Source organism: Arthrobacter sp. SAFR-023 (assembly GCF_051965295.1).
GTDB lineage: Bacteria > Actinomycetota > Actinomycetes > Actinomycetales > Micrococcaceae > Arthrobacter.
The window spans coordinates 49212-73506 of record NZ_JBQCMF010000007.1 but is presented as its reverse complement, the minus strand read 5'-3'; the positions used below and the strand labels follow the sequence as shown (position 1 = coordinate 73506).

18 protein-coding genes are annotated in these 24295 nt (G+C 63.6%); 5 read left to right on the top strand and 13 right to left on the bottom strand.

What is annotated here, in order from left to right; genetic code table 11:
* Window positions 1-70 precede the first annotated feature (70 nt).
* From ACTHQX_RS09330 to ACTHQX_RS09310, 5 genes are all read right to left on the bottom strand, one after another.
* The gene (locus ACTHQX_RS09330) at window positions 71-1510 is read right to left on the bottom strand and encodes a phytoene desaturase family protein (RefSeq protein ID WP_440157070.1); all 1440 of its coding nucleotides are present in this window, start codon (window positions 1508-1510) and stop codon (window positions 71-73) included.
* Window positions 1503-2972: a glycosyltransferase family 87 protein gene (locus ACTHQX_RS09325; RefSeq protein WP_440157068.1), complete on the bottom strand. Its 1470-nt coding sequence runs from the start codon at window positions 2970-2972 to the stop codon at window positions 1503-1505. Before ACTHQX_RS09325 ends, ACTHQX_RS09330 begins: the two co-directional genes overlap by 8 nt.
* Before the next feature lie 36 nt (window positions 2973-3008).
* The gene (locus ACTHQX_RS09320; protein ID WP_440157066.1) at window positions 3009-3182 is read right to left on the bottom strand and encodes a hypothetical protein; all 174 of its coding nucleotides are present in this window, start codon (window positions 3180-3182) and stop codon (window positions 3009-3011) included.
* A 587-nt stretch (window positions 3183-3769) separates the two neighbouring features.
* Complete coding sequence (locus ACTHQX_RS09315; RefSeq protein ID WP_102972578.1) at window positions 3770-4351, bottom strand: histidine phosphatase family protein; 582 nt, start codon at window positions 4349-4351, stop codon at window positions 3770-3772.
* On the bottom strand, window positions 4348-5859 hold the full coding sequence (locus ACTHQX_RS09310) for a CCA tRNA nucleotidyltransferase (protein ID WP_440157064.1): 1512 nt from the start codon (window positions 5857-5859) through the stop codon (window positions 4348-4350). The genes ACTHQX_RS09315 and ACTHQX_RS09310 overlap by 4 nt, the downstream gene beginning before the upstream one ends.
* A gap of 195 nt (window positions 5860-6054) precedes the next feature.
* Here ACTHQX_RS09310 and ACTHQX_RS09305 point away from each other — a divergent pair, with 195 nt between their 5' ends.
* The 5 genes from ACTHQX_RS09305 (at window position 6055) to trxA (ending at window position 12248) form a co-directional block, all read left to right on the top strand.
* Window positions 6055-6555, top strand: coding sequence for an NUDIX hydrolase (locus ACTHQX_RS09305; protein ID WP_440157268.1), 501 nt, complete (start codon window positions 6055-6057; stop codon window positions 6553-6555).
* Window positions 6556-6627: 72 nt separating this feature from the next.
* Window positions 6628-8745, top strand: a complete 2118-nt coding sequence (murJ, locus tag ACTHQX_RS09300) for a murein biosynthesis integral membrane protein MurJ (protein WP_440157266.1) — start codon at window positions 6628-6630, stop codon at window positions 8743-8745.
* A gap of 171 nt (window positions 8746-8916) precedes the next feature.
* On the top strand, window positions 8917-10650 hold the full coding sequence (locus tag ACTHQX_RS09295) for an ABC transporter substrate-binding protein (protein ID WP_440157062.1): 1734 nt from the start codon (window positions 8917-8919) through the stop codon (window positions 10648-10650).
* A 276-nt stretch (window positions 10651-10926) separates the two neighbouring features.
* Window positions 10927-11883, top strand: a complete 957-nt coding sequence (gene trxB / locus ACTHQX_RS09290; protein ID WP_440157060.1) for a thioredoxin-disulfide reductase — start codon at window positions 10927-10929, stop codon at window positions 11881-11883.
* Window positions 11884-11921: 38 nt separating this feature from the next.
* A complete protein-coding gene (trxA, locus tag ACTHQX_RS09285) occupies window positions 11922-12248 on the top strand; it encodes a thioredoxin (RefSeq protein ID WP_111903149.1) in 327 nt (108 codons plus the stop codon).
* A 5864-nt stretch (window positions 12249-18112) separates the two neighbouring features.
* Here the strand turns inward: trxA and ACTHQX_RS09280 are convergent.
* The 8 genes from ACTHQX_RS09280 to rpmH form a co-directional block, all read right to left on the bottom strand.
* Entirely contained in the window at window positions 18113-19444 is a 1332-nt protein-coding gene (locus ACTHQX_RS09280; RefSeq protein WP_440157058.1) for a ParB/RepB/Spo0J family partition protein, read from the bottom strand.
* A gap of 67 nt (window positions 19445-19511) precedes the next feature.
* Window positions 19512-20564 carry a ParA family protein gene (locus ACTHQX_RS09275; RefSeq protein WP_440157056.1) on the bottom strand — a complete coding sequence of 351 codons (1053 nt, stop codon included), beginning with the start codon at window positions 20562-20564 and terminating at the stop codon, window positions 19512-19514.
* Between the two features lie 85 nt (window positions 20565-20649).
* A complete protein-coding gene (gene rsmG, locus ACTHQX_RS09270) occupies window positions 20650-21300 on the bottom strand; it encodes a 16S rRNA (guanine(527)-N(7))-methyltransferase RsmG (protein ID WP_440157054.1) in 651 nt (216 codons plus the stop codon).
* A gap of 19 nt (window positions 21301-21319) precedes the next feature.
* Window positions 21320-21883 (bottom strand): Jag family protein, encoded by a 564-nt coding sequence (locus ACTHQX_RS09265; RefSeq protein ID WP_440157052.1) that lies wholly within the window; start codon window positions 21881-21883, stop codon window positions 21320-21322.
* Entirely contained in the window at window positions 21883-22854 is a 972-nt protein-coding gene (gene yidC, locus ACTHQX_RS09260) for a membrane protein insertase YidC (protein WP_440157050.1), read from the bottom strand. The genes ACTHQX_RS09265 and yidC overlap by 1 nt, the downstream gene beginning before the upstream one ends.
* Window positions 22855-22870: 16 nt before the next feature.
* Window positions 22871-23266 carry a membrane protein insertion efficiency factor YidD gene (yidD, locus tag ACTHQX_RS09255; RefSeq protein WP_236805934.1) on the bottom strand — a complete coding sequence of 132 codons (396 nt, stop codon included), beginning with the start codon at window positions 23264-23266 and terminating at the stop codon, window positions 22871-22873.
* Window positions 23259-23684, bottom strand: coding sequence for a ribonuclease P protein component (rnpA, locus tag ACTHQX_RS09250; RefSeq protein WP_236805935.1), 426 nt, complete (start codon window positions 23682-23684; stop codon window positions 23259-23261). The genes yidD and rnpA overlap by 8 nt, the downstream gene beginning before the upstream one ends.
* Before the next feature lie 40 nt (window positions 23685-23724).
* Window positions 23725-23862 carry a 50S ribosomal protein L34 gene (rpmH, locus tag ACTHQX_RS09245; RefSeq protein ID WP_003800212.1) on the bottom strand — a complete coding sequence of 46 codons (138 nt, stop codon included), beginning with the start codon at window positions 23860-23862 and terminating at the stop codon, window positions 23725-23727.
* Window positions 23863-24295 lie beyond the last annotated feature (433 nt).

The following is a 24295-nucleotide window of genomic DNA, read 5'->3' as shown; positions in this document are numbered from 1 at the left end:
TCCCCCGGCGGCCGCCCGGCGCGAGCCACGCCACAGCAACACCCATTCGGGCTTGCGGGAGAAACACCGGCTAGAGGCCAAGGGCAGGGACGTCCAGCCCAAATACGTCGTTGAGCGCGTGTTTCGCCGCGTGGTACCCGGGCATGCCGGTGACGCCCGGTCCCGGCGGCGTCGAGGAGGAGCAGAGATATATGCCGCGCGCGGGAGTGCGCCATGGAACGGGCGAAACGACCGGACGCTGGACCAGGCCCCGGGGATCCAGGAGGCCGGTGCTGAAGTCGCCGCCGACGTAGTTCTCGTTGTAGGCGGCCAGTTCGGCCGCCGTCGTCACCTTGTGCCGCACCACCAGGTCACGGAACCCGGGCGCGAAGCGTTCCAGCTGGTCCATGACGGCCTGGCCCATGTCCACCGTGGACCCCGCAGGGACATGGCAGTAGGTCCAGAGGATGTGTCTGCCCTGCGGCGCGCGGCCGGCGTCGACGACTGATGGCTGCGAAACCAGGACGTAGGGACGCTCCGGATGCCGGCCCTGGGACACGGCGTTCTCCGCCTCGGCCATCTCCGCCCGGGTGCCCCCCACGTGCACCGTTCCGGCCCCTGCCAGTCCCGCAGCTGTCCACGGCACGGGCCCTGACAGGATGAAGTCCACTTTGCACGCACCGTTGCCGAACCGGAAGGACTCCAGCGTGCGGCGGTATGAGGCGGGCAGGCGGCTGCCGGCGATGCGTGAAAGCGCGGGAGGCGCAACGTCCAGCAGCACCGCCTTCGCCGGCTCGAGCTCCGCCAGCGACGTGACGCGGAATCCCGTCTGCAGGACGCCGCCGTGGGCTTCGATGTCTGTGGCCATCGCTTCGGCGATCGCAGACGATCCGCCCACTGGAATGGGCCAGCCCCCGCTGTGCGCCAAAGCGTTGAGTAACAGGCCGGCCCCCGCCCCGGACAGTGACGGCAGGCGCCCCACGACGTGGGCTGCCACACCGCTGACAAGGGCGGGCGCCCGGTCCTCGCGGAACCGTAAATTCCACGTCGGGGATCCCTGCTCAAGGGTCCGCAGACCCAGAACGGCGGCGGCCAGCGGGTGGGCGGGAACCCTCAGCAGCTGGTCGGACGTGGTCTGCACAATCCCGTCAATGTGCCGCACCAGCGGAGCGATGAGCCTGCGGTAGGCGCGGCCGTCCCGGCCCAACTCGTCGGCGGTACGGTCGAGCGACCGGTACGCCAGGGCCGAGCGGCCACCGTGCAACGGGGAGCCGAACTGCACCGGCGGAAGCCGCAGGTCCACCCGCCGCGCCAGTTCGAAGGCCCGGAAAAAGGGCGAGGCCAGCGCCATGGGGTGAACGGCGGAGCAGACGTCGTGCCAATGCCCTTCCTCTATGACCTGGGACGTCCGGGATCCCCCGCCGAGCTGGTCCGCGGCCTCATACACATGCACTTTGAGTCCCGCCCGCGCCATGACGACGGCGGCGGCGAGTCCGTTAGGTCCGGAACCAACGACGGCGACGTCAGGCATCACGGTCCACCGTCCGCCACGGAACGAGAGACGCGGAGGGACGGAGCAGATCGATCCGCACCTTGTCCGGTGCGTTGTCGAAGGGACCGCCGTGTGGGTCGTCCATCGCGTGCCGCCGGATCGGATCGTAGCGGGGGTCCCAGATGTCCCAGGCGACCCGCAGCATGATATATGCAGTTGCGAGCATATGGGCGACGACGGCCAGGATGTAGTAGGGCATGTCGATGTTGTGCTGTGATACGCCGCCGCTGGTCACTTGGCCAAGATACATCCAGATGGCGGCCCAGTGCAGCCCCTCGATGCCCTGCCAGACCAGGAAGTCACGCCACTTCGGCCGGGCGAGGGCGAGCAGCGGCACCAGCCACAGGACAAACTGGGGTGAGTAGACCTTGTTGGTGAGGATGAAGGCCGCCACGATCAGGAAGGTCAGCTGCGCAATCCGCGGCCGTTGCGGGGCGGTCAGGGCCAGGACCGCAATGAGGACGCACGCAAGCAGGAACACATTCAGGGCCAGCGTGTTGATGGCCTCCGGAGTAAGGAGCGCCCAGCGCACCCGCCCGGCCACCAGGTTGTATGCGAACCAGGGCGAGCTGTAGCCGGCGGGACGGTCCTGCGTGAACTCGAAGAAGTACTTCCAGCCGGCCGGGTCCCGCGCGGCAATGGGCAGGTTGACGGCGAGCCAGGCCGCAGCGGCGGACGCTGCCGGGACCAGGAAGGCCCGGATCTTCCCTGTGCGCAGGGCCAGCAGGAAGATGGCGCCGAAGACAAGGACGGGATAGAGCTTGGTGGCAGTCCCCAGGCCGATCAGGACGCCGGCCAGGACCAGCCGCTCCCGGGAGAGGAAGTACATGCCGAGGGCCAGCATTGCCACAGCCCACATGTCCCAGTTGATCACTCCGGCGAGGACGATGCCCGGAGCCAGGGCCACCATGGTCGCGTCCCAGGGCCGCCGGCGGACCATGCGGGCCGTGGCCAGCACGGTGACAATCCAGACGGCGGCAATCAGGGTGGCGTTGACATCGAAGTAGCCGAGGATGCGGGCGTCGGTGGCTCCCTCGCCGGGCACGAGGCGGGCCGTGATGCCGGCAATCAGTCCCATCAGGACCGGATACTCGAAAAAGGCGTCCGGTGTGAAAAACGGAAAGGCTCCGTCGCCCAGGCCCCGGTTGCGGAACAGTTCCGGGAAGTCCGAATAGCAGGTCGCGTAGAACTGTGACGGCGTCTCCCAGCCGTTCACCCGGCAGTAATCCTTGACGGCGATCGCAGCGAGGGCGGCGAGCACGGTCAGGATGATCAGCACACGTTCCACTGTGAAGAAGCCGGGCGCGACCACCCCAGGGGCAGACCGCTGGCCCAGGGGCCCTCCGATGAGCTCGGTGAAGTTGCGCAGGAGCCGGTCGCTGCGGCTCGGCACCACCAGGCGCGCGAGCTTTCGATCGGGCGGCGGCTGTGTCTCCTGCATGGTCTCGAGCTTACCGGTGGGTCCCTGGCCTGCGGTTCAGCGCATACCGCTCATCTGCTGATGCATGAGCACGTAGACGTCCTCCCGGTTCTGGTCCAGCAGCCGGCCGTCGAACTGTGATTGCTGGACAGATGCTGCATCGGCGCCGGAAAGGCCGGCGTCACCGCTGGAACCACGGTCGGAGAGAACCTCCTGTAGTTTGCGGAGCATAGTTTTTCACCTCCCTTCAGAAAGTGATGAAAAGAATCCGGGCACGGCAATTAGAGCCATTCGGGATGCAAAGAAATGGCCGCAAAAAGGCAAAGAAATGCTCGGTAAGGAAATGGAATGCGAAAAAGCGGCATTGGCCCACGAAACGGCAGCGCGGCAAGCCCAACAGGAAGCAGGGTTCCGAACTATGGGGGAGCTGCGCAACCGCGTGGTTCCGCTACGGCAGACCGCCGGGGGTCAGAGTTCCTGGGAAAGAGGCAGATTTGCCTGCCACTGGCCCGCCTGCCCGCCCATCACATGTGGGAGGGCGGCAGGGCCGTCAGAATTATGCTCGGGCGAGTCCGTGAAGAGGGCGCGGGTCAGCAATGAAGGCCGGGAACGCGGCAATGGTCATCTTCCATCCGCTAGTCAAAGTAATCATTTTCCCAACCTCCTTTTCTGCTCTGCCGGTGCCGGCTGCTTGGCCGGACAACGTGCGCCGTGACCCTGGCGGATCGCTCTGGGGTCTGGAATAAAAGTACACCAGGAATCATCTGGTTGACTACTTATTTTCCGAAAATTCGAAAAACAAATGCAAAAGGCGCTTTTTACAGGCCCCAGCGGACAATGGCGGGTGTTCTTTTATCCCAGCCCAGGGTGCAAACTTTTGCTGTTCCCAGAATGAAGTGCCGTCCCTCTTCAGGTTCGAGTTCGAGCCAGCGGGCGGTGAGGATGCGGGAAAAGTGGCCATGGGCCACAATCAGGACATTGTCCAGCCCTGACTCCAGGACCCGGGCCACGATCTTGTCTGCCCGGGCAGCCACATCATGCAGCTTCTCGCCGTTGGGAACCCCGTGCGTCCAGATCAGGTAGTCAGGGTTGTCCTTGCGGATCAGGTCCGAGCTGATGCCCTCATAGTCGCCGTAGTCCCATTCCACGGCCAGCGGTTCGTGGACGGCATCCGGAAAACCGGCGAGTTCCGCGGTGCGCCGGGCGCGGCGCAGCGGAGAGGTCAGGACCAGATCAAAATCAACGCTGTCGAGGATCCTGCGCGCCTCGACCGCCTGCTGCTCGCCCTCCACCGTCAGGGGCAGGTCCGTCAGCCCGGTGTATTGGCCACTCTTGGACCATTCGGTTTCACCGTGCCGCAGGATCCAGAGCTGGGGTCGGGCGATGTTGGCGGCGTTCACTTGGACTCCTCGGTTAGGGAAGATTCGACGTCGGCGGGAGAGTCGGGGGACTCAGATGTCGCAAGGGCAACGGCTTCGGGCTGCTCAGCCCACCAGGCCCGGAGCCGGGACTCGGCGTCGGCAGGGTCCAGCGGGCCGTTTTCCATCCGTTCCTCCAGCAGGAACTTGTACGCCCTGCCCACGACGGGCCCGGGCTTGAGGTCCAGCAGTGCCATGATTTCGGCGCCGTTCAGGTCCGGACGGACCGCGTCCAGGGATTCCTGCTCGCGGAGGGCCGCAATCCGGGATTCGAGGTCATCGTAGGCAAAGGACAGCCGGTCAGCTTTGCGCTGGTTGCGGGTGGTGACGTCGGAGCGGGTGAGGCGGTGCAGGCGCTCCAGCAGGGGCCCGGCGTCAGTCACGTAACGGCGCACAGCCGAGTCGGTCCAGCCGGCATCGCCGTAGCCGTAGAAACGCATGTGCAGTTCCACGAGGCGGGCCACCGCCTTGATGGTGTCGTTGTCGAAGCGCAGGTTTTTCATCCGCTTCGTCGTCAGTTTGGACCCCACCATGTCGTGGTGGCGGAAGCTGACCGCACCGCCCGGTTCGAACCGGCGCGTAGCCGGCTTCCCGACGTCGTGCATCAGCGCCGCAAACCTCAGGACAAAGTCAGGGCCGGGGACGGCACCGTCGGAATCAGTCTCCAGCGCAGCTGCCTGCTCCAGGACCTGGAGGGAGTGCTGGTAGACGTCCTTGTGGCGGTGGTGTTCGTCTGCTTCGAGCCGGAGCGCGGACACCTCGGGCAGCACGAACTCGGCGAGGCCGGTGTTCACCAGCAGGTCGATGCCCACGCGGGGATGCTGCCCGCACACGAGTTTGACCAGTTCATCGCGGACGCGCTCGGCCGAGATAATGCTGATCCGCTCGGCCATCCGGGTCATGGCGACGCGGACGTCGTCCCGCACGGACACCCCCAGCTGGGATGCAAACCGCGCGGCCCGCATCATCCGCAGGGGATCGTCGGAGAAGGATGCCTCGGGAGCGCCCGGGGTGGCCAACACGGAGGCGTGCAGGTCGCGGACTCCGCCGAAAGGGTCCACCAGTTCCAGCGAAGGCAGCCGCAAGGCCATGGCGTTGATGGTGAAGTCGCGGCGCAGCAGGTCGTCCGTGAGGGAGGAACCAAAGGCCACCACGGGCTTCCGGGACTCGGGGTCATAGGCTTCGGCACGGTAGGTGGTGATTTCGATCTGGAAGCCGGCCTTGCGCATGCCGATGGTTCCGAAGGCGCGGCCGATCTCCCAGAAGTTGTCCGCCCACTTCTTGATCAGCGCCACCGTCTGGTCCGGCGTCGCATCCGTCGTGAAATCGAGGTCGGGGGAGGTGCGGCCCAGGAAGAGGTCCCGGACCGGGCCGCCGACGAGCGATAGTTCATGACCGGCGTCCACGAACCGCTGCCCGAGCTCCAGCACCACCGGGTCCACCTGGAAGTCAACGGTGTGAAGATCAGTCTTTTGATGTGCGTGCGCCATAGTTACTTAAGCTTGTCAGAAAACCAACCCCCACCGCACCAAATCCCGTCATTGTGCGACGGTGCCGGCAAAGCCCGTCACATGCAGTCCACCCGGAAGCCATGTCCCGGTCATCACGGCGGGGCAAGAGTCGTTAGAGTGGACTGCATGGCCCATCCAGTACCGAGCGCTCCCGGCAGGAGGACGAACCCACCGTTGCCGTCGGCAATCGGTGCCCACGTCGCGCCTGCACCGCACTCGGCCCCGGCCTCGCTCCCCACCGTCGAGGAGGCCTCCGCCGGAGGCGTCGTGGTGGACACGTCCGACGACGAACTGAGGGTAGCGATTATTGCCCGCCTTAACAGGGGCGGACGGCTGGAGTGGTGCCTGCCCAAGGGCCACCCCGAGGGCCGGGAGAACAACGAGGAAGCCGCGGTCCGTGAGATTGCCGAGGAAACCGGCATCGACGGTGACATTCTGGCCCCGCTGGGCAGCATCGATTATTGGTTTACCGTCAGCGGGCACCGCGTCCACAAGACGGTGCACCACTACCTGCTGCGCGCCACCGGCGGTGAACTCACCATCGAAAACGATCCTGACAAGGAAGCGGTTGATGTTGCCTGGGTTCCCATCCACGAGCTTGCGCGCAAGCTTTCGTTCCCCAATGAACGCCGCATCGCCGACCTGGCACGCGAAGTACTTCCAGAGCACCTCTGACCGTCCGGCAATGCCTGCCGGATACCCCCTTGCGTGCCGCGATATCAGCGCCCAGGTGAGACGATGAAGACGATGTCAGCAGCCAATCCGTCCTCCGACCAGCCCGCGCAGCCGGGCGAAACACCGCCCGGCGTGACGCCCGCCAGCGAGGCAGCCTCCAGTGCCGCGCAGCCCGGTGAGGCCCGTTCCAGCGCCATCATGGCTGCCGGGACGCTGGTGTCCCGTGTGCTGGGATTCGGCAAGACCTGGATGCTCGGCGCGGCGCTGGGCCTGGGCTCGACGGTTAATGACACGTTCATCAACGCCAACAACCTGCCCAACCTGATCTTCCTGCTCGTGGCCGGCGGGGTGTTCAACGCCGTGCTGGTCCCGCAGATCATCAAAGCCAGCAAGGCTCCGGACAGGGGAGCGGACTACATCAGCAGGCTGCTCACGCTGGCAGTTCTCGTGCTTCTGTCCCTGACCCTGCTGGTTACGCTGCTCGCGCCGGCCGTCATCGAACTCACCACCCAGGGCTACTCGCCGCAGCAAAAGGCACTGGCTGTTACCTTCGCCTTCTGGTGCCTGCCGCAGATCTTCTTCTATGGCCTCTACGCGCTGCTGACGCAGGTCCTCAATGCCAACGGCGCCTTCGGCCCGGCCATGTGGGCACCCATCCTGAACAACATCGTGGCCATCGCCGGCCTTGGCATGTTCATCTGGATCTTCGGTGCCAACAATGTCAACCGGCATTCGCTGGACAACTGGGGCGCGTCCCAGACGTTCTTCGTCGCCGGCTTCTCCACCATCGGCGTCATCTCCCAGACCGCCATCCTCCTGATCCCGGTGTTCCGACTGAAGCTGGGGCTGCGCCCTCGCTTTGGCTGGCGCGGGGTGGGGCTGGGCCATGCCGCGAGACTAAGCGTGTGGACGCTCCTGACGGCAGCAGCCGGGCAGCTCGCGTTCCTGTACGTGATGCGCATCGCCACCATCCCCGGAGCCGAGCGGCTCCGGCTGCAGGAGGCCGGCGATCCCGCCGGGGACATGCTTCCGGGCAACGCAGTCCTGGAAGTGGCCAGCCAGCTGTACCTGCTCCCGCACTCGATCATCGCGCTCTCCCTGGCCACCGTGCTGTTCAACCGGATGACCCGCGCCTCGCAGGACGGCAACCGTGCGGAGCTCCGCGAGGCCCTGTCGCAGGGGCTGCGGACCATGGCGGTGGCAACGGTGTTCGGTGCGCTGGCGCTGTTCGCCCTCGCCGGGCCGCTGGGCATGTTCTTCTCCGGCGGTGCCCGCACGGACGGCGTGATGCTGGCGCAGACTCTCACCATCCTGGCGCTGAGCACTCCGTTCATGAGCGCCAACTTCATGATGTCCCGGGTCTTTTATGCCAACGAGGACGCGCGCACGCCGTTCTACATCCAGCTGGTGCTGGCCCTGGTGAATGTGGTGGCCGCGTTCTTCATTCAGTTCCTGCCGTTCGACCAGATCATTTTCGCCATCGCCGTCCTTTACACCGCGGGGAACATCCTCTCGGTGGTCGTTTCCGCCTTCTTCCTGCGCCGCCTGCTGGGGCACCTGGACGGTCCGCGGATCATCAACTCATATATCCGGATGGGCTACGCCGCCCTCGGCTCGGCCGTTGCAGGTGTGGGTGCGCTGTGGCTGATGGGCAGCTACAGCCCGGTGGGCTTCGCCTGGAGCAGCCGGCCTGCAGCCCTGGCGACCATCATCGTCGTCGGGCCTGTGATGATGGCGGTGTACCTGCTGCTGCTGAAGCTGTTCCGCGTCACCGAGCTGCGCGATCTGCTGCGGCCGCTGCTCGGGCGGCTGGGCCGCGGTTCCGGCGGGGATTCCGGTACACCGGCGGCTGCTCCCGCTGCCGCCACCACCGGCACTTCGGCCGCCGGAGCGTCCGCTGGCACTGCACAGCAGCGTCCGACGGCGGAACGAGCCACGGTTTCTTCGGACACCGGCCTGATTCCCCGGATTTCCGGCGAGTTCGATTCCGCCTCCTTCCGCGCCGGGCCCGCGCCGCAGCCGCAACCGGAAGATTACGACGACGCCGCCTACCTTCCTGAGGAGGACGTGCCCGGGACGGCCCGTGGGAACGCCCTGCGCGGAGAGATCCCGCTCCCGGGCCGCCGGACCTACCAGGGCACCCCCGGCCAGAACCCGCACTTCCCGTCACGGCGGAGGAAGAAAAAGTAGCCGGAGAGAGAGCCGGTCAGCCCCGTCTTCCGCGGCCGTTGCACAGCATCGGCTAGGATCGAAGGGAACAAAGGTAGTTGCAGACCACGGGTCCGCCGGTGCGCCGGAGGCCTTTCAGGGCGATGCATCGCCAGGGCCAGAAGCATTTCCCGGACAGGCTAGGAGGAACACGTGTCCCACCCGATCGATGTCGGATCAGTACTTGGCGGCCGCTACAAGGTCACGGCCACAGTGCTGAGCTCGCATGACCAGGATCTGGTGCTGGACGGTGTGGACCAGGTGCTGAACCGATCGGTCAGTATCCTGGTGGCCGGCCCGTACAACGCCGACCAAGTGGCCCAAAGTGCCCGGGAAGTGGCCACGGGGGAGCGCCCCGGGAACGTACAGATATTGGATCTTGGCGTCAGCGACGCCACGACCTACCTGATCACCAACCACACGTCCGCTGCTGACCTGTTGGACCTTGTGGTTGCTTCCAACCCACCCTACGTGGAGCCCTTCTTCACGGACACCCTGGGCAGCGAGATCTTCGGCCGGGCGCGCTCCCACGAACCCGAAACCTACGACGAAGACGACGAGGTCGAAGCCGGGTACATCAACTACAGCGAAGGCCAGTCCGGGCCGGGCGGGCAGTACCCCGCCACCTCCCCGGCCCCTGCCGGCGGCCCGTCCAGCCACGGGGCACCGGGTCCGCAGGGGCGCGGGCAGCAGACGCCTGCGCAGGCACCCACAGCACCGGTGCGGAAGGCTCCCGTTGTGCCGCCGCTTCCGGCTGCCCAGCCAGTCGCGGGGCCGGCCGCCGGTGCCGCTGGTGCGGCCGCCGCAGGTGCGGCCGCCGGCGCGGCCGCTTCGCGGGGAACCCGGCAGGGGGTCCCGCAGACCACTGCGCCCCAGCCTGTTCAGCCGGACAGGGGCCACGAGCAGGACGCCGGCCACGAGGCCGTCCAGCACGACAACGTTGAGCAGGCGCTCCTGCAGCGCGACAATAACCGCTCCGGCAAGGCCGCACGTGGAGCCGCCGATGCAGGTGCTGCGGCCGCAGCGTCCACGGGGGCTTCCGGCGACGGCCGCGGCTCATCCAAGGTGTCGCTGTGGTCCGAGAACGACTACGACTACGTCCCCGAAGACGGGTATGACGACGAGGGCAGCGACGCGCACGAGCCGGACCGCCGTGCAGGCAATTTCCCTCCCGGCCGCACCGGCGCTGCTCCCGCAGCCGACTATTACGACGATGAAGACGACGAGCCCCAGAAGGAGCCGCGTTCCATGCGTTGGCTCGTGGGCGGCCTTCTCGCGGCCGTCCTGATCGTCGGACTCATCTTTGCCGTGACCAACCTCGGCAGCCTCTTCAAGAGTGCGCCGCAATCGGAAGCAACCCCCGGAGCCACCGCACCGCCGTCGGCCGCCACCAAACCTAGTACCGGTACCCCGACCCAAAGCACCGCCCCGGCGGCAGGGCCGCCGGCCATCGAGGGAATCACCCGGCAGGGCAACTTTGATTTCGCTTCGACGTATGACGGCGACCTGGGCAAGGCGTCTGATGGTAACGCGGCGAGCTACTGGTCAGACATGGAATTTGCCACCGAGGACTGGGGCGGTCTTGCTCCCGAGGGGGTCCCGCTGGTGGTCAAGCTCAAGAGCCCTTCCAAGGTCTCCTCGATCACGCTGAACCAGTTGGGCGCCTCGGGCGGAAACATCACGGTCTTCACCAACGACCGCCCGTCGCTGGACGGTGCAAAGCAGGTGGGAACCAACAGCTTCACTTCGCCTGACCTCACCATGCCGCTGGCCGAACCGGTGACTGCCCAGTACGTCATCGTCTCGATCAAGAACCTGCCAAAGCTCGCAGCCCCGAAGACCCGCTTTGGCTACGGCCTGCGGCTCGCGGAGATCAAGGTCCAGTAGAGGACACAGCCCAATACGAGGACACAGCCCAATAGTGGACACCCTGCAATAAGGGGCACTACCTCAGCGGTCATGTTCCTCCGGGGCGTAACCGGCATGCCCTGGGTGGCCGGAGACGGTACCCTTGTGGAAAGTCCCGTGGCGGTGTTCTCCTGCAGGCACGGGCGTTTCTGCCTGCCTGCAAACGCGTTTGGAATATTCCACACTGCCAATCAGTTGTGCCATGTGGCCGGCCGGAAGGCTGGCGCATCGACAAAGGAAGAGGTTCACCGTTCAGTGAGCACCGCAGAAAACAGCGCGTCAGAAGTACGTGATGTCATCATCGTCGGCTCCGGCCCCGCGGGCTACACGGCTGCCGTGTACACGGCCCGTGCCAACCTGAAGCCGCTGCTTCTGGCTGGCTCCGTCACCGCGGGCGGTGAGCTCATGAACACCACCGACGTCGAGAATTACCCTGGCTTCCCTGAGGGCATCATGGGACCGGACCTCATGGAGAACTTCGAAAAGCAGGCTGCGCGTTTCGGCACCGAAATCCAGTTTGAGGACGTCACCGCTCTCGATCTCGACGGCGACATCAAGACCCTCACCATCGCAACGGGGGAGACCTTCCGCGCCCGCGCCATCATTCTGTCCACCGGCTCGGCGTACCGCGAGCTCGGCCTGGCCAACGAAAAGCGGCTCTCCGGCCACGGTGTCAGCTGGTGCGCAACCTGCGACGGTTTCTTCTTCAAGGACCAGGACATCGCCGTGATCGGCGGCGGCGACTCGGCCATGGAGGAAGCGCTCTTCCTCACCAAATTCGCCAGGTCCGTAACGGTGGTTCACCGCCGCGACACGCTCAAGGCCTCCAAGATCATGGGAGACCGCGCGCAGGCCCACGAGAAGATCAACTTCGTGTGGAACACCGCCGTCGAGGACGTCCTCGGCGAAGACAAGGTCACCGGCCTGAAGCTGAAGAACCTGGTCGACGGCACCGAGTCAGAACTCGCCGTGACCGGAGTTTTCGTGGCTATCGGCAACGACCCGCGCACTGAGCTTGTCAAGGAGAGCCTGGAGATCACGGACGCCGGGACCATTGCCGTCGAGGGCCGCAGCTCCCGCACCAGCATCAAGGGCGTCTTCGCCGCCGGCGATGTTGTGGACCCGACCTACCGCCAGGCCATCACCGCGTCCGGTTCCGGCTGTGTCGCAGCGATCGATGTTGAGCACTACCTCGCAGACCTTCACGCCTGACCGGCGCTGAGAATCATTCCAAGAGAGAGACAAGGGTTATGAGCAACGCAAAAGACGTAACAGACGCAAGCTTCAGCAGTGACGTACTCGCCGCCGACAAGCCGGTAATCGTTGACTTCTGGGCCGAATGGTGCGGTCCGTGCCGGAAGCTGGGTCCCATCCTGGATGAGATCTCCGTCGAGTACGGCGAGAAGGTCAACGTGGTCAAGGTGAACGTTGATGACAACCCTGCCATCGCCGCCGAGTACGGCATCACCTCCATTCCTGCCGTGTACCTGTTCCAGGGCGGCGAAGTGAAAAGCACTGTCATCGGGGCCAAGCCGAAGCAGTTCTTCGAAAAGGAATTCGCGGACGTCCTGTCCTAGCCTCAACGCCGGACGGGATACCTGACAGGCAACGCCAGTCACGGTGCCGTCAAAAGGTGGCCATTGCTCCTAGGGGAGTGATGGCCACCTTTTTGTTCTTCAGGTGCTTCTCGGGGGCCCCGTGGGCGCTTCCTGGCATGCTGCTGGTCGGAGGAAACCTGTTGCGATCTCGTTCTACTGCGTTCTTCGCTCAGAGTCCCGCAGACGTCCGCATTCGCAGTATCGGCGACTTGTGGCCAACACGCCACCCCAAACCGTGGCGTATCGTGCCGAGATCGTTTCAGATTCGTGCCACTCGACGACGACGCCCTACCGCACCTCGTGCTGAACAGCCCGAAAGTCGGGCGTGGCTGGCTGCACAGAGGAAGATGTTTCACGTGAAACAGGGCAGCGTAAGCGAGAACCAACGCACGTGGAAAGCTCCGCGCGCGCGTCAGTGCAACCGGCCGCCTAGGCGTGCGACCAGCCCCGGCAGGGATGGTCCCGTTTGGACGACACCTGTGTTGTGCCCGCCTCTCTGTGCGCGCCGCCCAAGCCTGGGGCAAGACACCGACGACACCACGGACGTCCCATCTAGTGCTTATCCCTTTGAGCACGCGTATCGCCGCCCGGTTACTGATACGTTCCCGCCCAGCCCCAGGGCCGCAATGCGGGCGAGCACGACGCTCGCGCCTCACCTAAGGCCGCAAACCCCGCCTGCCGCCAGCCGTACCGCCAAGCGCCAGCCAGGCGCGGTCCACAGCCCGCACCTGTTTCACGTGAAACATGGACCGCGCACATGGGCTTTTGGTGCTTGAATTAACGAACGCATGGGTTTGTGGCCTCACAGGGGAGTGCGCACCGCCCCCGAATGTGCTGCGTCCTTACAGCCGCGCGCAAGCCGGAACATGCGGAATCGTAGCGTTCCCTCTTTTCCTCACCGTTGCGATCTGCGAACAGCGGATTCAAAGCCGCACGGTGCACGAGAACGTCTCGGACGAGTCTGTCCGGGGCAAGCGCAGTGCGGGTGCCCTGAAGAATGGGCGCGGTTATCCTCATTCTCAAGCACTGTAACCACGCCAACCACGCCTCTATGAGCCGATGCCACCGTGCAGGTCACTGAACACGGTGCCACGTAACCGCTGGGCCGCACGACGGCTGTACAAGGACGATCGTGCTGAATCGATCGAACCCTAAGACGGGGCAGAGACACGAAACCCCATCATCATGACGCCCACAAGAGTTCGCGTCCGGCAAGACTTTCTATGCTCGCACCGGACGCGAAGCTTGCTCATTGGTATCCCCATCCGACCCAACTTCTATCCCACGACGCCATTACTCGCTGGTCCACGGCCTGAACTGGCATGCGTCCTGGCCGACCGCCGTCGTGCGGGCACCAGTCGCACTGTCGGCGATGTAGCGCCGAATTGGGGCCAACGCGCAAACAAGTCGAGGCCTGGATTCCGCCGGTACCTTGAGGCCTGCTTGTCCTCGTGCCGGGACCTGTAGCAGCGCAGCACCGAAACCAGGAGCCAACTGAGCCTGTTCTCGGTGACTTGCGGTTCACGATTTCGGGCCCGCGGTCGGCGTAGCGGCCAAATGTACTGCGTCACCCCGGGTGGGCCTTGATGCTGTAGACGCCAGGCCATAACCGACACCCGGATATCCGGCTCCTCGGTGCATGCGGATCGTCTGCAGTGTTTCACGTGAAACGTTGAGCCGTACGGCGCCGGTGTGCCGCATCCCGATGACAATGCTTCAAGTGAAATGCCGCAACTCGCATTAGGCATCGTGGCACGACTACGCGCGAGCACAACCGCACGAGGGTATCCGCAGCCCATCCTGGAGTGAGTTCTAGGGGTGGTCCCTCCCGAGCCCTGTGCATTGTTAGCATCCCCAAGCAACCTAAAAGGGTCGTTAGAATGACGCGTCACTGCATACCGAGACCAACCAAACCGCGCGCAGACTTTGATGTTTATTGTGGAATATCAAATACAGATGGATACCGTCGCGTTCGATGCCGGTTGACATGCGCCGTCAGGCGAACGGTGCATCCCGGGAACACCCTGCACGACACCTTCCGGCATCCGCCCGATTCTGGTGCAGGGACAGGCTGGGGGGTTTCACGTGAAACCATGAGTAGGCGGCAGCTGGCCTCGGGTGCGTAGTACCACTACGACCGCAGGAGGGATGGGAATCCAGTGCCCGCGCAGCCTGGCAACGATACTGCTCGTCTCCGCCCCTGTCCTACGGCACGGAACGGTGGTCCACAACGGGGAGTGCAATGGAATTCGCATTGCGCCATCTGCGGGACCCGACTTGGCTGGGCTGCTCCAGGTTGGGGTTCGGGACGCCCGGTGCGGCCCCGCCCGGTTCTCCTCTTTGCACAGATGCGTATGCAGCTTGCTCACGTCAACGTTGATCTCTACGCACCACCTGGGTCATCACCGCCCGGTCCTCTACAGACTTCAGGGTCAATTGCCGACCTCCCTGACTGTGGAAGTCGAACCGCGCAGTATAGCCATGCTAGCTACTACTAGGCTCCCGGCGCGGGTTTAGTGCAGCGCGTGCCCTCGGACCCGGCCGGCACAGCGGCCGGCGAGCTGGATGAGAATCGAGTGTGATCGTGCGAAGGGCAGCCACGGGCTCGTTCTGAACTGCCTTTGTTCTGGTGTCGTGCGTACGAGCTCCAATGCACGAAGGTACAGACAGCCGCTATCGAACCCAACAATAGACAACGGAGGACGTCCGATTGGAGCCCGGCCATTGCGCGGCCCAGGCTCCGGGTGTTTCGACTGCAGCCCAGAGTCATCCTTCGAGGACGAAGGAAGGGAAGACGATGGCGGTTTTGGTCCGATCACTCTAGCTGTCGGGGATGGAGTCCTTGGGCCCCTACTACAGCGCCTGTTGTACAGCCATCTAAAGGCAGTGAAATGCTAGGTGATTAGATCGACGCACCTAGCTTGGGCCCTCGCTCGACCAGGCCGCGGAGGGGAAAAGCGTCGGGCGCAAATTCTCCGCTGCCCCCGGTCCGAAATCGTCGCCACAAGCGCCGTCGGCGGCATTGAAGTGGTCCACTCGCGAGTGAGCAGTGGGATGTCATCCGCCGATGTACGAAGTCTCACAATGAGATTATTCACAGTCTTATCCACAGCGCTATCCACATGCTTATCCACAGCGATCTTTCCGGCGTTCGGACACATGGGCGCAGCCGGTGAAGGACCTCACACCAGCTGGGCCTCGAGCGACGTCCCGCCACCGGCCCGCCGATCAAGTTTTCCGATAGGCGGTCATCCGGCGCGGCGGCCTGTTTGCGCATTAAGTCACTGGTCTAGGTAACCAATTTCATTCGATGAATGGCCGCTAACCCACCAAGAAAGCGAAGTGGATGATGTGGGCGAACCGTCATCTTCCAGTTTCACGTGAAACACTAGGCGAGCGTGACCCGCCCTAGTATGCCCCTGGGGTCAGAGCCAGCTAGCGCACGCAGTACGCGGAAGAGTGCGCGGCTAGGATATCCGCCCGGATACCCACAGAGTTATCCACAGCGTTATCCACCGGCTCATCAACAGCTCCTGCGGGGCTGTGGGAACAAACGTGGGATCCTGTTTTTCACCCAGTCCGACAGCACTCATCGATCCTGTGACGGACATCGTCCCGCGGCAGCATCCGCCTCCGCCCAGCGGCTGGCCGCCTACTGCTCCAGCCAGGCCGACTCTCGTGGCAGCTCAGGAAACATGGTCCCGACCGGGTGGTGGCCACTGATGCATCAGCCACAAGCACATCACCAGGTCACCATCCGATTTCGTAAGCCGGGGGAGCACACAAGGGGTGGACGAATGCGCAGGCCCATTCCCTGCAATTTCTGTCCGTCCCCTCACGGCCCGGGGCCGTCAAACACCGTTGCATGATCCGCCATGGTCTCTTCCGTCGGTGCCCGTGACTGATGCGCGTCTGGACCTCTGCACATCCGCGGGCCCGAACCCTCACCGCGAAGGGCTACGTAGCTCCCAATGCGAGCCCAAGCATCTACTTAAGGCAGCGGTTGCCCGGGCAGCCGGCGCTCATTCAAACGACCCGCACCAGAACGTTTCACGTGAAACCACCCTTCCGCCCACGCTTCGCGATGAGGGCAGCGGAGGTACAGTAGAGGAGCATTTGTAGCTCCACAGCGGACAGCAGAGAGGGGCGCACGTCTGCGGATGTCAGGGCCAGGAGACCGTATTGCCCCAACCGCCTTCGCCCAATTGAAAGTGCGCCTACCTAGGACCGCCAGTCAGGCTAGCTTCGGCCTGGGAATCGCCTGCGGCACGCACTTTCATGGGGGGCTTCGACCGCGGGGTCAGGAGAATTCCGGAACTTGCCGCACACGATCCTCTTATGGTCTAAGTTCTCGTAGTGGCCCTCGGTTCCACGATTACTGACGATGGCACCGCTGCCTCCTCGGGCCTCTGGGCTGACGTGCCTGGCCGCAAGCGCCGAGGAGTCTGCCGCACCCGCTCACTGGCTTGCCAGCCGGCCGAACGGCGGTGCTCTGCTACTGCGCAACACTCACCAAGACACGTCGGATATCGATTCTGGAGGCCGCTGCCGGGCTAGAAGTGGGGGCATGCGACAGAACTGAGACCTCTTCCTGGTTCACAAATGTGTTGCTAGGAAGTTGTCCCGTTTCACGTGAAACATCTGGCGAGAACAGTACGCTGCGTTGCGGTGCCGCCGACTACCCTACGCGTACAGGCGAGCGTTTCCCCACCCGTGAGGTTTGCCGTTAGAGGGGCCACCGCGCCTCCATCCTTGGCTCACGGAATTGATGAGCACAGCGAGGTGATCGCTGAGATCATTGCCGTGAACCGGCCAGAGTAGCCCATTGGAACCGGGGGAGCACGTCTGCGCGCCCACCGCGTGCAGCTGTTGGGCAATGCGGTAATAACCACATCTTAAGGACAGCTTTGCTTACCGCCGCAGTGCAATGAGATTGGATATAGATTGAACTCCAATCCTTCTGCGGTCTTCAATCAACTCGCCGGGTTCGGAGCGTGCGGACGGCACCTAATACAGCCGAAGCGAATGCAGTCTGGCACTTGTCGTGCCGGATGTTTCAGTAGGGGGACACCAAGGCCCCCAAGAAATGCTGGCTTGCGCGGAGGTTCGGCAACCCTGCTGGCCTGGTTCCGTGTAGTTTCACGTGAAACAGCGCCCCGATGGCGGTGCCGGCTCAACGACTGATGCCACGCGGCCGAAAAGGACGACGACACCCTCCACATTTCACTCCACCGAGGACATGCAGGGCGCACGCCAAGGGACGGCAACATAGTAAACGGCAGAATGAGTGCAGAAACGATCAGGAGGTCCTAGAAGGACCGCAGGCGTCTCCCTGGCCCTAGCACCGCGCAAGCCTACGCTCTAGAGCAAAGTCCTTCTCGAAAAGCGCCGAGCAGCGGGCTATTACGGAACCGCCGGAACGCCTTACGTTCTCATGTGCAAGCGAACCCATGCTCCATCACGGGACGAAGAGCGGCATCCAGGGGTCGCAGACAGTTACGGTTGGCCGAACGCCAGATGAAGCAGGAAAGAGCTCATTCCGCCGAAGCCAACATGAGTTCCGCCGAGCGTCGCCTCAATACGCCCAACTCCTGAGCAAGGTTTCTCCTACACCTACATGGTTCTATTGGTCCAGCAAGGCCACAATCGGGTCCGTAGCTCACTAACCGGCAGCCATCTTGCTGCAGCTCAATTGACCTTGACTGCACGACCAAGACAGATGGCGCAAAGCCCAACCGCGGCATCTACCGAATTACCGTCGCTAGAAACCGCTAAGCAAACAGAGCGCGCGAATACGGAAAAGGGCCCGTTCACCTGAACGGGCCCTTGTCGACAGAGGTACTTTAGTTTTCCGCGCCCGGCGCGAGGACGTCCATGATGCGGTTGAGGTCTTCAACGCTAGCGAATTCAATACTCACACGGCCTTTACGTGCTCCCAGCGAGATCTTCACGTTGGTGTCGAGCCTGTCCGAGAGCGAGGAGGCCAGATAATCCAGCCGTTCGTGACGTGCGCCCGGGCGGGGAATGTTGTTCTTCGCCGGCGTCGCGGGTTCGCGGTGAAGGGTGACCGCTTCTTCGGTGGCCCGGACCGACATGCCCTCAGCCACAATCTTCTGCGCAAGGCGTTCCATTGACGCTGCGTCGGGAAGCGAAAGCAGGGCCCTGGCGTGGCCGGCAGACAGCACATTGGCGGCGACGCGACGCTGCACCAGCGGCGGGAGCTTCAGCAGCCGCAGAGTATTGGATACCTGCGGACGTGAACGGCCAATGCGGTCAGCAAGCTGCTCGTGCGTTGTGCCAAAGTCCTCCAGAAGCTGCTGGTAGGCAGCGGCCTCTTCGAGCGGATTCAGCTGGCTGCGGTGCAGGTTTTCCAGAAGTGCATCACGGAGCAGGTCATCATCCGTCGTGTCGCGGACGATCGCGGGGATCGTGGAAAGCCCGGCGGCTTGAACTGCCCGCCACCGGCGCTCACCCATCACCAGTTCGTACGGTTCTCCACCCATTTCGGTTGAAGTACGTACCACAATTGGCTGGAGGACGCCTATCTCACGAACAGAGTGAACGAGCTCCGCCATGTCGTCCTCATCGAAGACAGAACGTGGCTGTTTACGGTTTGGGTGGATGTCCGTGACAGGAATTTCCGCAAAACGGACGCCCGGCACCTCGACGAGATCAACGCCGTTGTCCAAGGCAGTAGCGGAGTCTACGTTCTCCCCGGCAGCGGCAGCCTGGGCAGAAGCGGCAGCGTTCTTGGGTACATCCGCGGCAGACCTGTCCGAGCGAGCGGCCTCGGACGTCGCTGCACCCTTGTCGGCCATAGCCGCCCCGGCCTTTGCAGAACCCGCGCCAGCTTCGGAAGCACCGATCCTGGAAGCGGCGGTCTTCGCATTGGACTTGGCAGGGGAAGACTTCACCGCATCCGAACCATCCATGGCGCCGGCATCAGTATCCGCCTCGGCCGAAGCCTTCCGACCGGACCGGCGTGCAGGCGTTTCGTGGAGCTCAGGCTTGTCGGGCTCAACGGCCGGTACAGGCTCAGCTGTCTTGCGCGCCTCAGGGAAGAACAGATCCACAGGGCGCGACGGAGCTGCTCCGTTACCCGAAGCGCTTGCGGACGCGGAACTTGGGATGAGTGCGCCAAGTCCGCGACCGAGCCCGCGTCGCTTATCGCTCATGGATGATTCCCTCCATCGGAAGAGCCCGGCTATGCCGGGCTCCGGCTGTTGCTGTGTTTGGAAAATTCTAACGCTCAGCGATTTCCGCTGCGGCTTCCAGGTAGGACAACGCGCCGCTGGAGGATGGATCGTACGTCATGACGGTCTGCTGGTAACTCGGCGCTTCGGAGATCCGCACAGAACGGGGAACGACGGCCCCGAGGACCTGCTCCGGGAAGTGTTGCCTGACTTCAGCCGCCACCTGGGCGGCCAGGTTGGTGCGTCCGTCGTACATAGTGAGCAGAATCGTGGAAACTTCCAGTTCCGCATTCAGGTGCTTCTGGATCATCTCGATGTTCTTCAGCAGCTGGCTCAGTCCCTCGAGTGCATAGTATTCGCACTGGATGGGAATGAGCACCTCGCCGGCCGCACAGAAGGCATTGACCGTCAGCAGGCCCAAGCTGGGCGGGCAGTCAATGAAGATATAGTCGAGCCTCTGCTCGCCCTTCTTCTGCCGGGCCTTCGCATAGACATCGATGGCACGGCGGAGGCGCTGCTCCCGTGCCACTAGGGAGACGAGCTCGATCTCGGCGCCGGCCAGATGGATGGTTGCCGGGGCGCAGATGAGGTTGCTGATGTCCGGGCACTGTGCCACGACGTCCTCGAGAGGCAGATCGTTGATCAATACGTCATAGATGCTGTCGACGTCGGCATGGTGCTCAATGCCCAGGGCCGTGGACGCGTTGCCCTGCGGGTCGATGTCGATGACCAGGACGTTCAAGCCGGCAGCCGCCAGCGCTGCGGCGATGTTGACGGTGGTTGTGGTCTTTCCCACTCCACCCTTTTGGTTTGAAACCGTGAAGATACGTGTCTTCTCCGGCTTCGGCAGGTTGCGGCCGAGGAGCCGTTCCCGCCTCCTGTTCTCATGCGCGAGTTCCCGGGCGATAGGGCTCGAGTCATCCAGGGTGTCCAGGACGTTGCCCCGGGCTGCGGTTTCACGTGAAACCTTGGGAGTACTCGTACTTGCAACCGGATTGGGCTGATTTACTGTCGTAGCGACCGGTGATACGCCAAAGGCACGCGCCGACCCCAGAGACACGAACGGGGGGATCCGCTGCGTGGAGGTTTCGCTACTGGTCACTGGGACACACTCACTCTCGTTCGGCCTTCACTGCCGTTCTCTAGCCTAACCGCTACACCCTAAGGACCCGCGGCACCTTGCGGGGCTAGGCCCTCTTTTGGGACTTCTTTACTACGATGCGCACCACCGTGGTGGGCTCCTCGAGCAGGTCTTGGCCTACAGTGACCACCGACGTCTCCACGCCACCAAGCTTGCGGATGGCCTTAGCCGCCTTGTCGATCTCATCGGCGGCGCTGCGGCCCTTGATCGCCACGACTTCACCCTCGCCGCCAAGCAGGGGAATGGTGAGGCCTGCAAGATTGCTCAGGGCGGACACTGCCCGGGCGGTCACGACGTCGGCCGTCACCATGCCTACGGCGAGCTCGGCGCGCGTGCGCATCACGGTGACGTTGCTCAAACCGAGATCGTCAACCACTTCCTGCAGCCAGATCACCCGGCGCTCCAGCGGTTCGATGAGGGTCAGTTCGAGGTCGGGGCGGGCAATAGCCAGGCAAAGGCCCGGCAGGCCGGCGCCGCTTCCGACGTCGGCCACGTGGCTGCCCTGGGGAATCTCACTTTCGATCACCGCGCAGTTCAGGACGTGGCGTCCCCAAAGCCTGGGGATTTCCCGCGGGCCGATAAGCCCGCGTTCGGTCCCGGACGTCGCCAGGTGTTCGACATACCGTTCAGCCAGGCCCAGGCGGTCACCGAAAATCTTCTCCGCCGCCTGGCGCTCGGCTGCCGTCATTTCAACCATCAGTAAGTCAGCCAACGGTTCAGTCGGCGGAAACGACGATGTGCCGGCCTGCACCCTCGCCCTCGGACTCGCTGACGAATCCAAGGTCGGCGACGGCGTCGTGGACGATCTTACGCTCGTAGGCGCTCATGGGCTCCAGCGCGACAGCGTCGCCGCTTTCCTTGACGGAGGCGACGGCGTCTTCAGCGATCTTCTGCAGGTGGCCCGCGCGTTCCTTCCGGTAGCCGTTGATGTCGAGCACCAGGCGCGAGCGGTTTTCCGTCGCAGAAAGAACGGACAGCCGCGTCAGTTCCTGCAGGGCTTCCAGGACCTCGCCGTCCTGCCCGACGAGGCTATCCAGCCCGGCAGATTCTTCCTCGGCCACGATCGAGATGTAGGTGCGGCCGTTGCGGACCTCGATGTCAATGTCGCCATCGATGTCGGCGATGTCGAGCAGTTCCTCAAGGTAGTCGGCGGCTACATCGCCCTCTTCTTCCAGGCGGCTTGCCGTCGTGCCCTTGCCCACATCTGCGGTAGCGGCAACGGAGTCCTGGTCTTCGCCGGCTTCAGCGGAAAGTGCGTGCTCAGAGCTCTCAACAGACATTACTTCTTCTTCCTGTTCTTGCGTTGTGGCTGAATGCGCTGCGTCCGGGCCTCGACAACCGCAGCGGCGGCAGCGGCCTCCGCTTCGGGATCAGCCTTCTTGCCGCCCAGGATGGGAAGGGCCGGAAGGCCCTTGGCGGCACGGCGCTCGGCGAGGGCCTTGGCGGCGGGGGATCCCGGCGTCGGCATGCGGCGGATGACAAAGAACTGCTGGCCCATGGTCCACAGGTTGGTGGTGGTCCAGTAGATGAGGACACCGATGGGGAAGTTGATGCCGCCCACACCGAACACGAGCGGCAGGATGTACAGCATCATCTTCTGCTGGCGCATGAACGGGCTGGCCATGGCCTCTTCAGACATGTTCTTAGCCATGATCTGCTTCTGCGTGATGAACTGTGACGCCGTCATGGCGATGATCATCAGGATGCTCAGTACGACGACGGCGACGTTCCCGACACCGCCGTGCAGCAGGGCAGCAGACAACGGAGCCCCAAAAATGCTCGACTCGTCGAACTGCACGACCTGTTCCTGGCTCATGGCTCCGATGCCCTGACCCTGGGTCTTGGCTGAGCTGATGCCGGACAATACCTGGAACAGAGCGAAGAAGAACGGCATCTGGATCAGCATGGGCAGGCAGGCCGAGAACGGGTTGGTCCCGTGCTTCTTGTACATGGCCATCTGCTCCTGCGCCATTGCCTGGCGGGAGAGCTGGTCGGTCTTGCCTTTGTACTTGTCCTGCAGCTTCTTCAGGTCCGGCTGCAGCAGCTGCATGCCGCGCTGAGCCTTGATCTGCTTGACGAAAACGGGGATGAGGGCGGCACGGATCACCAGCACCAGACCGATGATGGACAGCGTCCAAGTCCATCCGGATGCCTCAGGCAGGCCGATGGCGCTGAGGCCTTCGTGGAAGCCCACCATGATGATGGACACAAGCCATTTGAACGGAAACATGATTGTTTCAAAGAAGTCCATACGATATCCCTATTCGTCAGGCCGCAGCGCGGCCTTCTCCATCAGTCTGAGCAGCCAGGTACTTGTCCGGGTTGTTCAGCACAACAATTGTGGGTGTCTGGTGTTCGGGCCATTCGCGGTGACCGGCGGGGACATGGTCCACGCCGCCGGCATTCCACGGGTGGCAGCGCACCAGGCGCTTGGCCGCCAGCCAGCTTCCCTTGACCGCCCCGTGCACGGTGATGGCTTCGAGCGCATAGGCCGAGCAGGAGGGAAAGAAGCGGCAAACCTGGCCGTACAAGGGAGAAATCACCTTGCGGTAGGCCAGGAGCAGAAGAATGAGGATATTGCGGGGCAGGTTCCAGATGAACTTGCCCGCAGCCGCTGCTGCGGACTTGGGGGAACGGACGACGGCGGCACTCGGGTCAAGCACGCTGTGTCCCCTCCTGTGTTGTTCCGTCCGGTCGCGTTCCGGCCGGCCTTGTTCCGGTTACCCCCGGGTGGCGGCCAGCCAGCCGCCTCATGGTGTTTGCCAAGGCAGCGTTGTAGTCCGCCAGGAGTTCATCCCAGCTGGCTGTTGCGGAGGCCGGCAAAGCACGCACCACAATAGCGAATCCGGTGCCGTACTCGCGCAGCGAGACAGCGCCGGCTTCTCTAAGTCTCCTCTTAACGAGGTTCCTGGCAACAGCGTTCCCGACAGCCTTGGAAACGATGAAGCCGATGCGGCTTGGTTCGTCGGCTCCAATAGTTGCCGTATATAACACTACGTTCCGGCGTCCATTGCGGACGCCGGAACGTACAGTTGTTGAAAAATCGGTTGAAGTCCTCAGGCGGTTCCGGGTGGCAAGCACCGCTAATCTCGCAGAAGGAAGAAGACCGACAAGTCAGTATTTATGCCGACAGTTCGGTGCGGCCCTTGCCACGGCGGGCGGCCAGAATGGCACGGCCGGCACGGGTGCGCATACGAAGGCGGAAGCCGTGCTTCTTGGCCCGACGGCGGTTATTCGGCTGAAAAGTCCGCTTGCTCACGTTAGTTACTCCAGTGGATCAAAGGTGCGCCCACCCGATCAGTAAAGGGGAAGAACTGGCCGACGCTAAGTTTTGTATGTGTCTGCTTCCCCTGGATTTTCCCGGAACACGTGAAGCGTCCGGAAGTCCAAAATGGGGTCAGAAAGCAGGCACAAAGGACTCCACAACGTTAGGGCAAAACGCCGCCGGGAGTCAAACCGGCAGGCCATCGGGCGTGTTTCCCCAGCTGTGGCTAACGGGGTGCCGAACCTGTGGATGAAGCGGCTCGCGATCGCCGTTTTCGAACCACAACGGTGTAATTATCCACAAGGCACTTCCCAGCTATCTTCTAGGCTTTTCATCCCCTAGAGTGTCTCAGTAGCCGATTATCCACGGACTGTGCATAACCCTGTGGATTAAGCCGGGCCAGCACCCTGGTTTCGGGCTTGCGGCT

Coding starts and splice junctions, on each gene's coding strand:
- ACTHQX_RS09330 (WP_440157070.1), bottom strand. CDS start 1,510: ATGCCTGACGTCGCCGTCGTTGGTTCCGGACCTAACGGACTCGCCGCC.
- ACTHQX_RS09325 (WP_440157068.1), bottom strand. CDS start 2,972: ATGCAGGAGACACAGCCGCCGCCCGATCGAAAGCTCGCGCGCCTGGTG.
- ACTHQX_RS09320 (WP_440157066.1), bottom strand. CDS start 3,182: ATGCTCCGCAAACTACAGGAGGTTCTCTCCGACCGTGGTTCCAGCGGT.
- ACTHQX_RS09310 (WP_440157064.1), bottom strand. CDS start 5,859: ATGGCGCACGCACATCAAAAGACTGATCTTCACACCGTTGACTTCCAG.
- murJ (WP_440157266.1), top strand. CDS start 6,628: ATGTCAGCAGCCAATCCGTCCTCCGACCAGCCCGCGCAGCCGGGCGAA.
- trxA (WP_111903149.1), top strand. CDS start 11,922: ATGAGCAACGCAAAAGACGTAACAGACGCAAGCTTCAGCAGTGACGTA.
- ACTHQX_RS09280 (WP_440157058.1), bottom strand. CDS start 19,444: ATGAGCGATAAGCGACGCGGGCTCGGTCGCGGACTTGGCGCACTCATC.
- rsmG (WP_440157054.1), bottom strand. CDS start 21,300: ATGGTTGAAATGACGGCAGCCGAGCGCCAGGCGGCGGAGAAGATTTTC.
- ACTHQX_RS09265 (WP_440157052.1), bottom strand. CDS start 21,883: ATGTCTGTTGAGAGCTCTGAGCACGCACTTTCCGCTGAAGCCGGCGAA.
- yidC (WP_440157050.1), bottom strand. CDS start 22,854: ATGGACTTCTTTGAAACAATCATGTTTCCGTTCAAATGGCTTGTGTCC.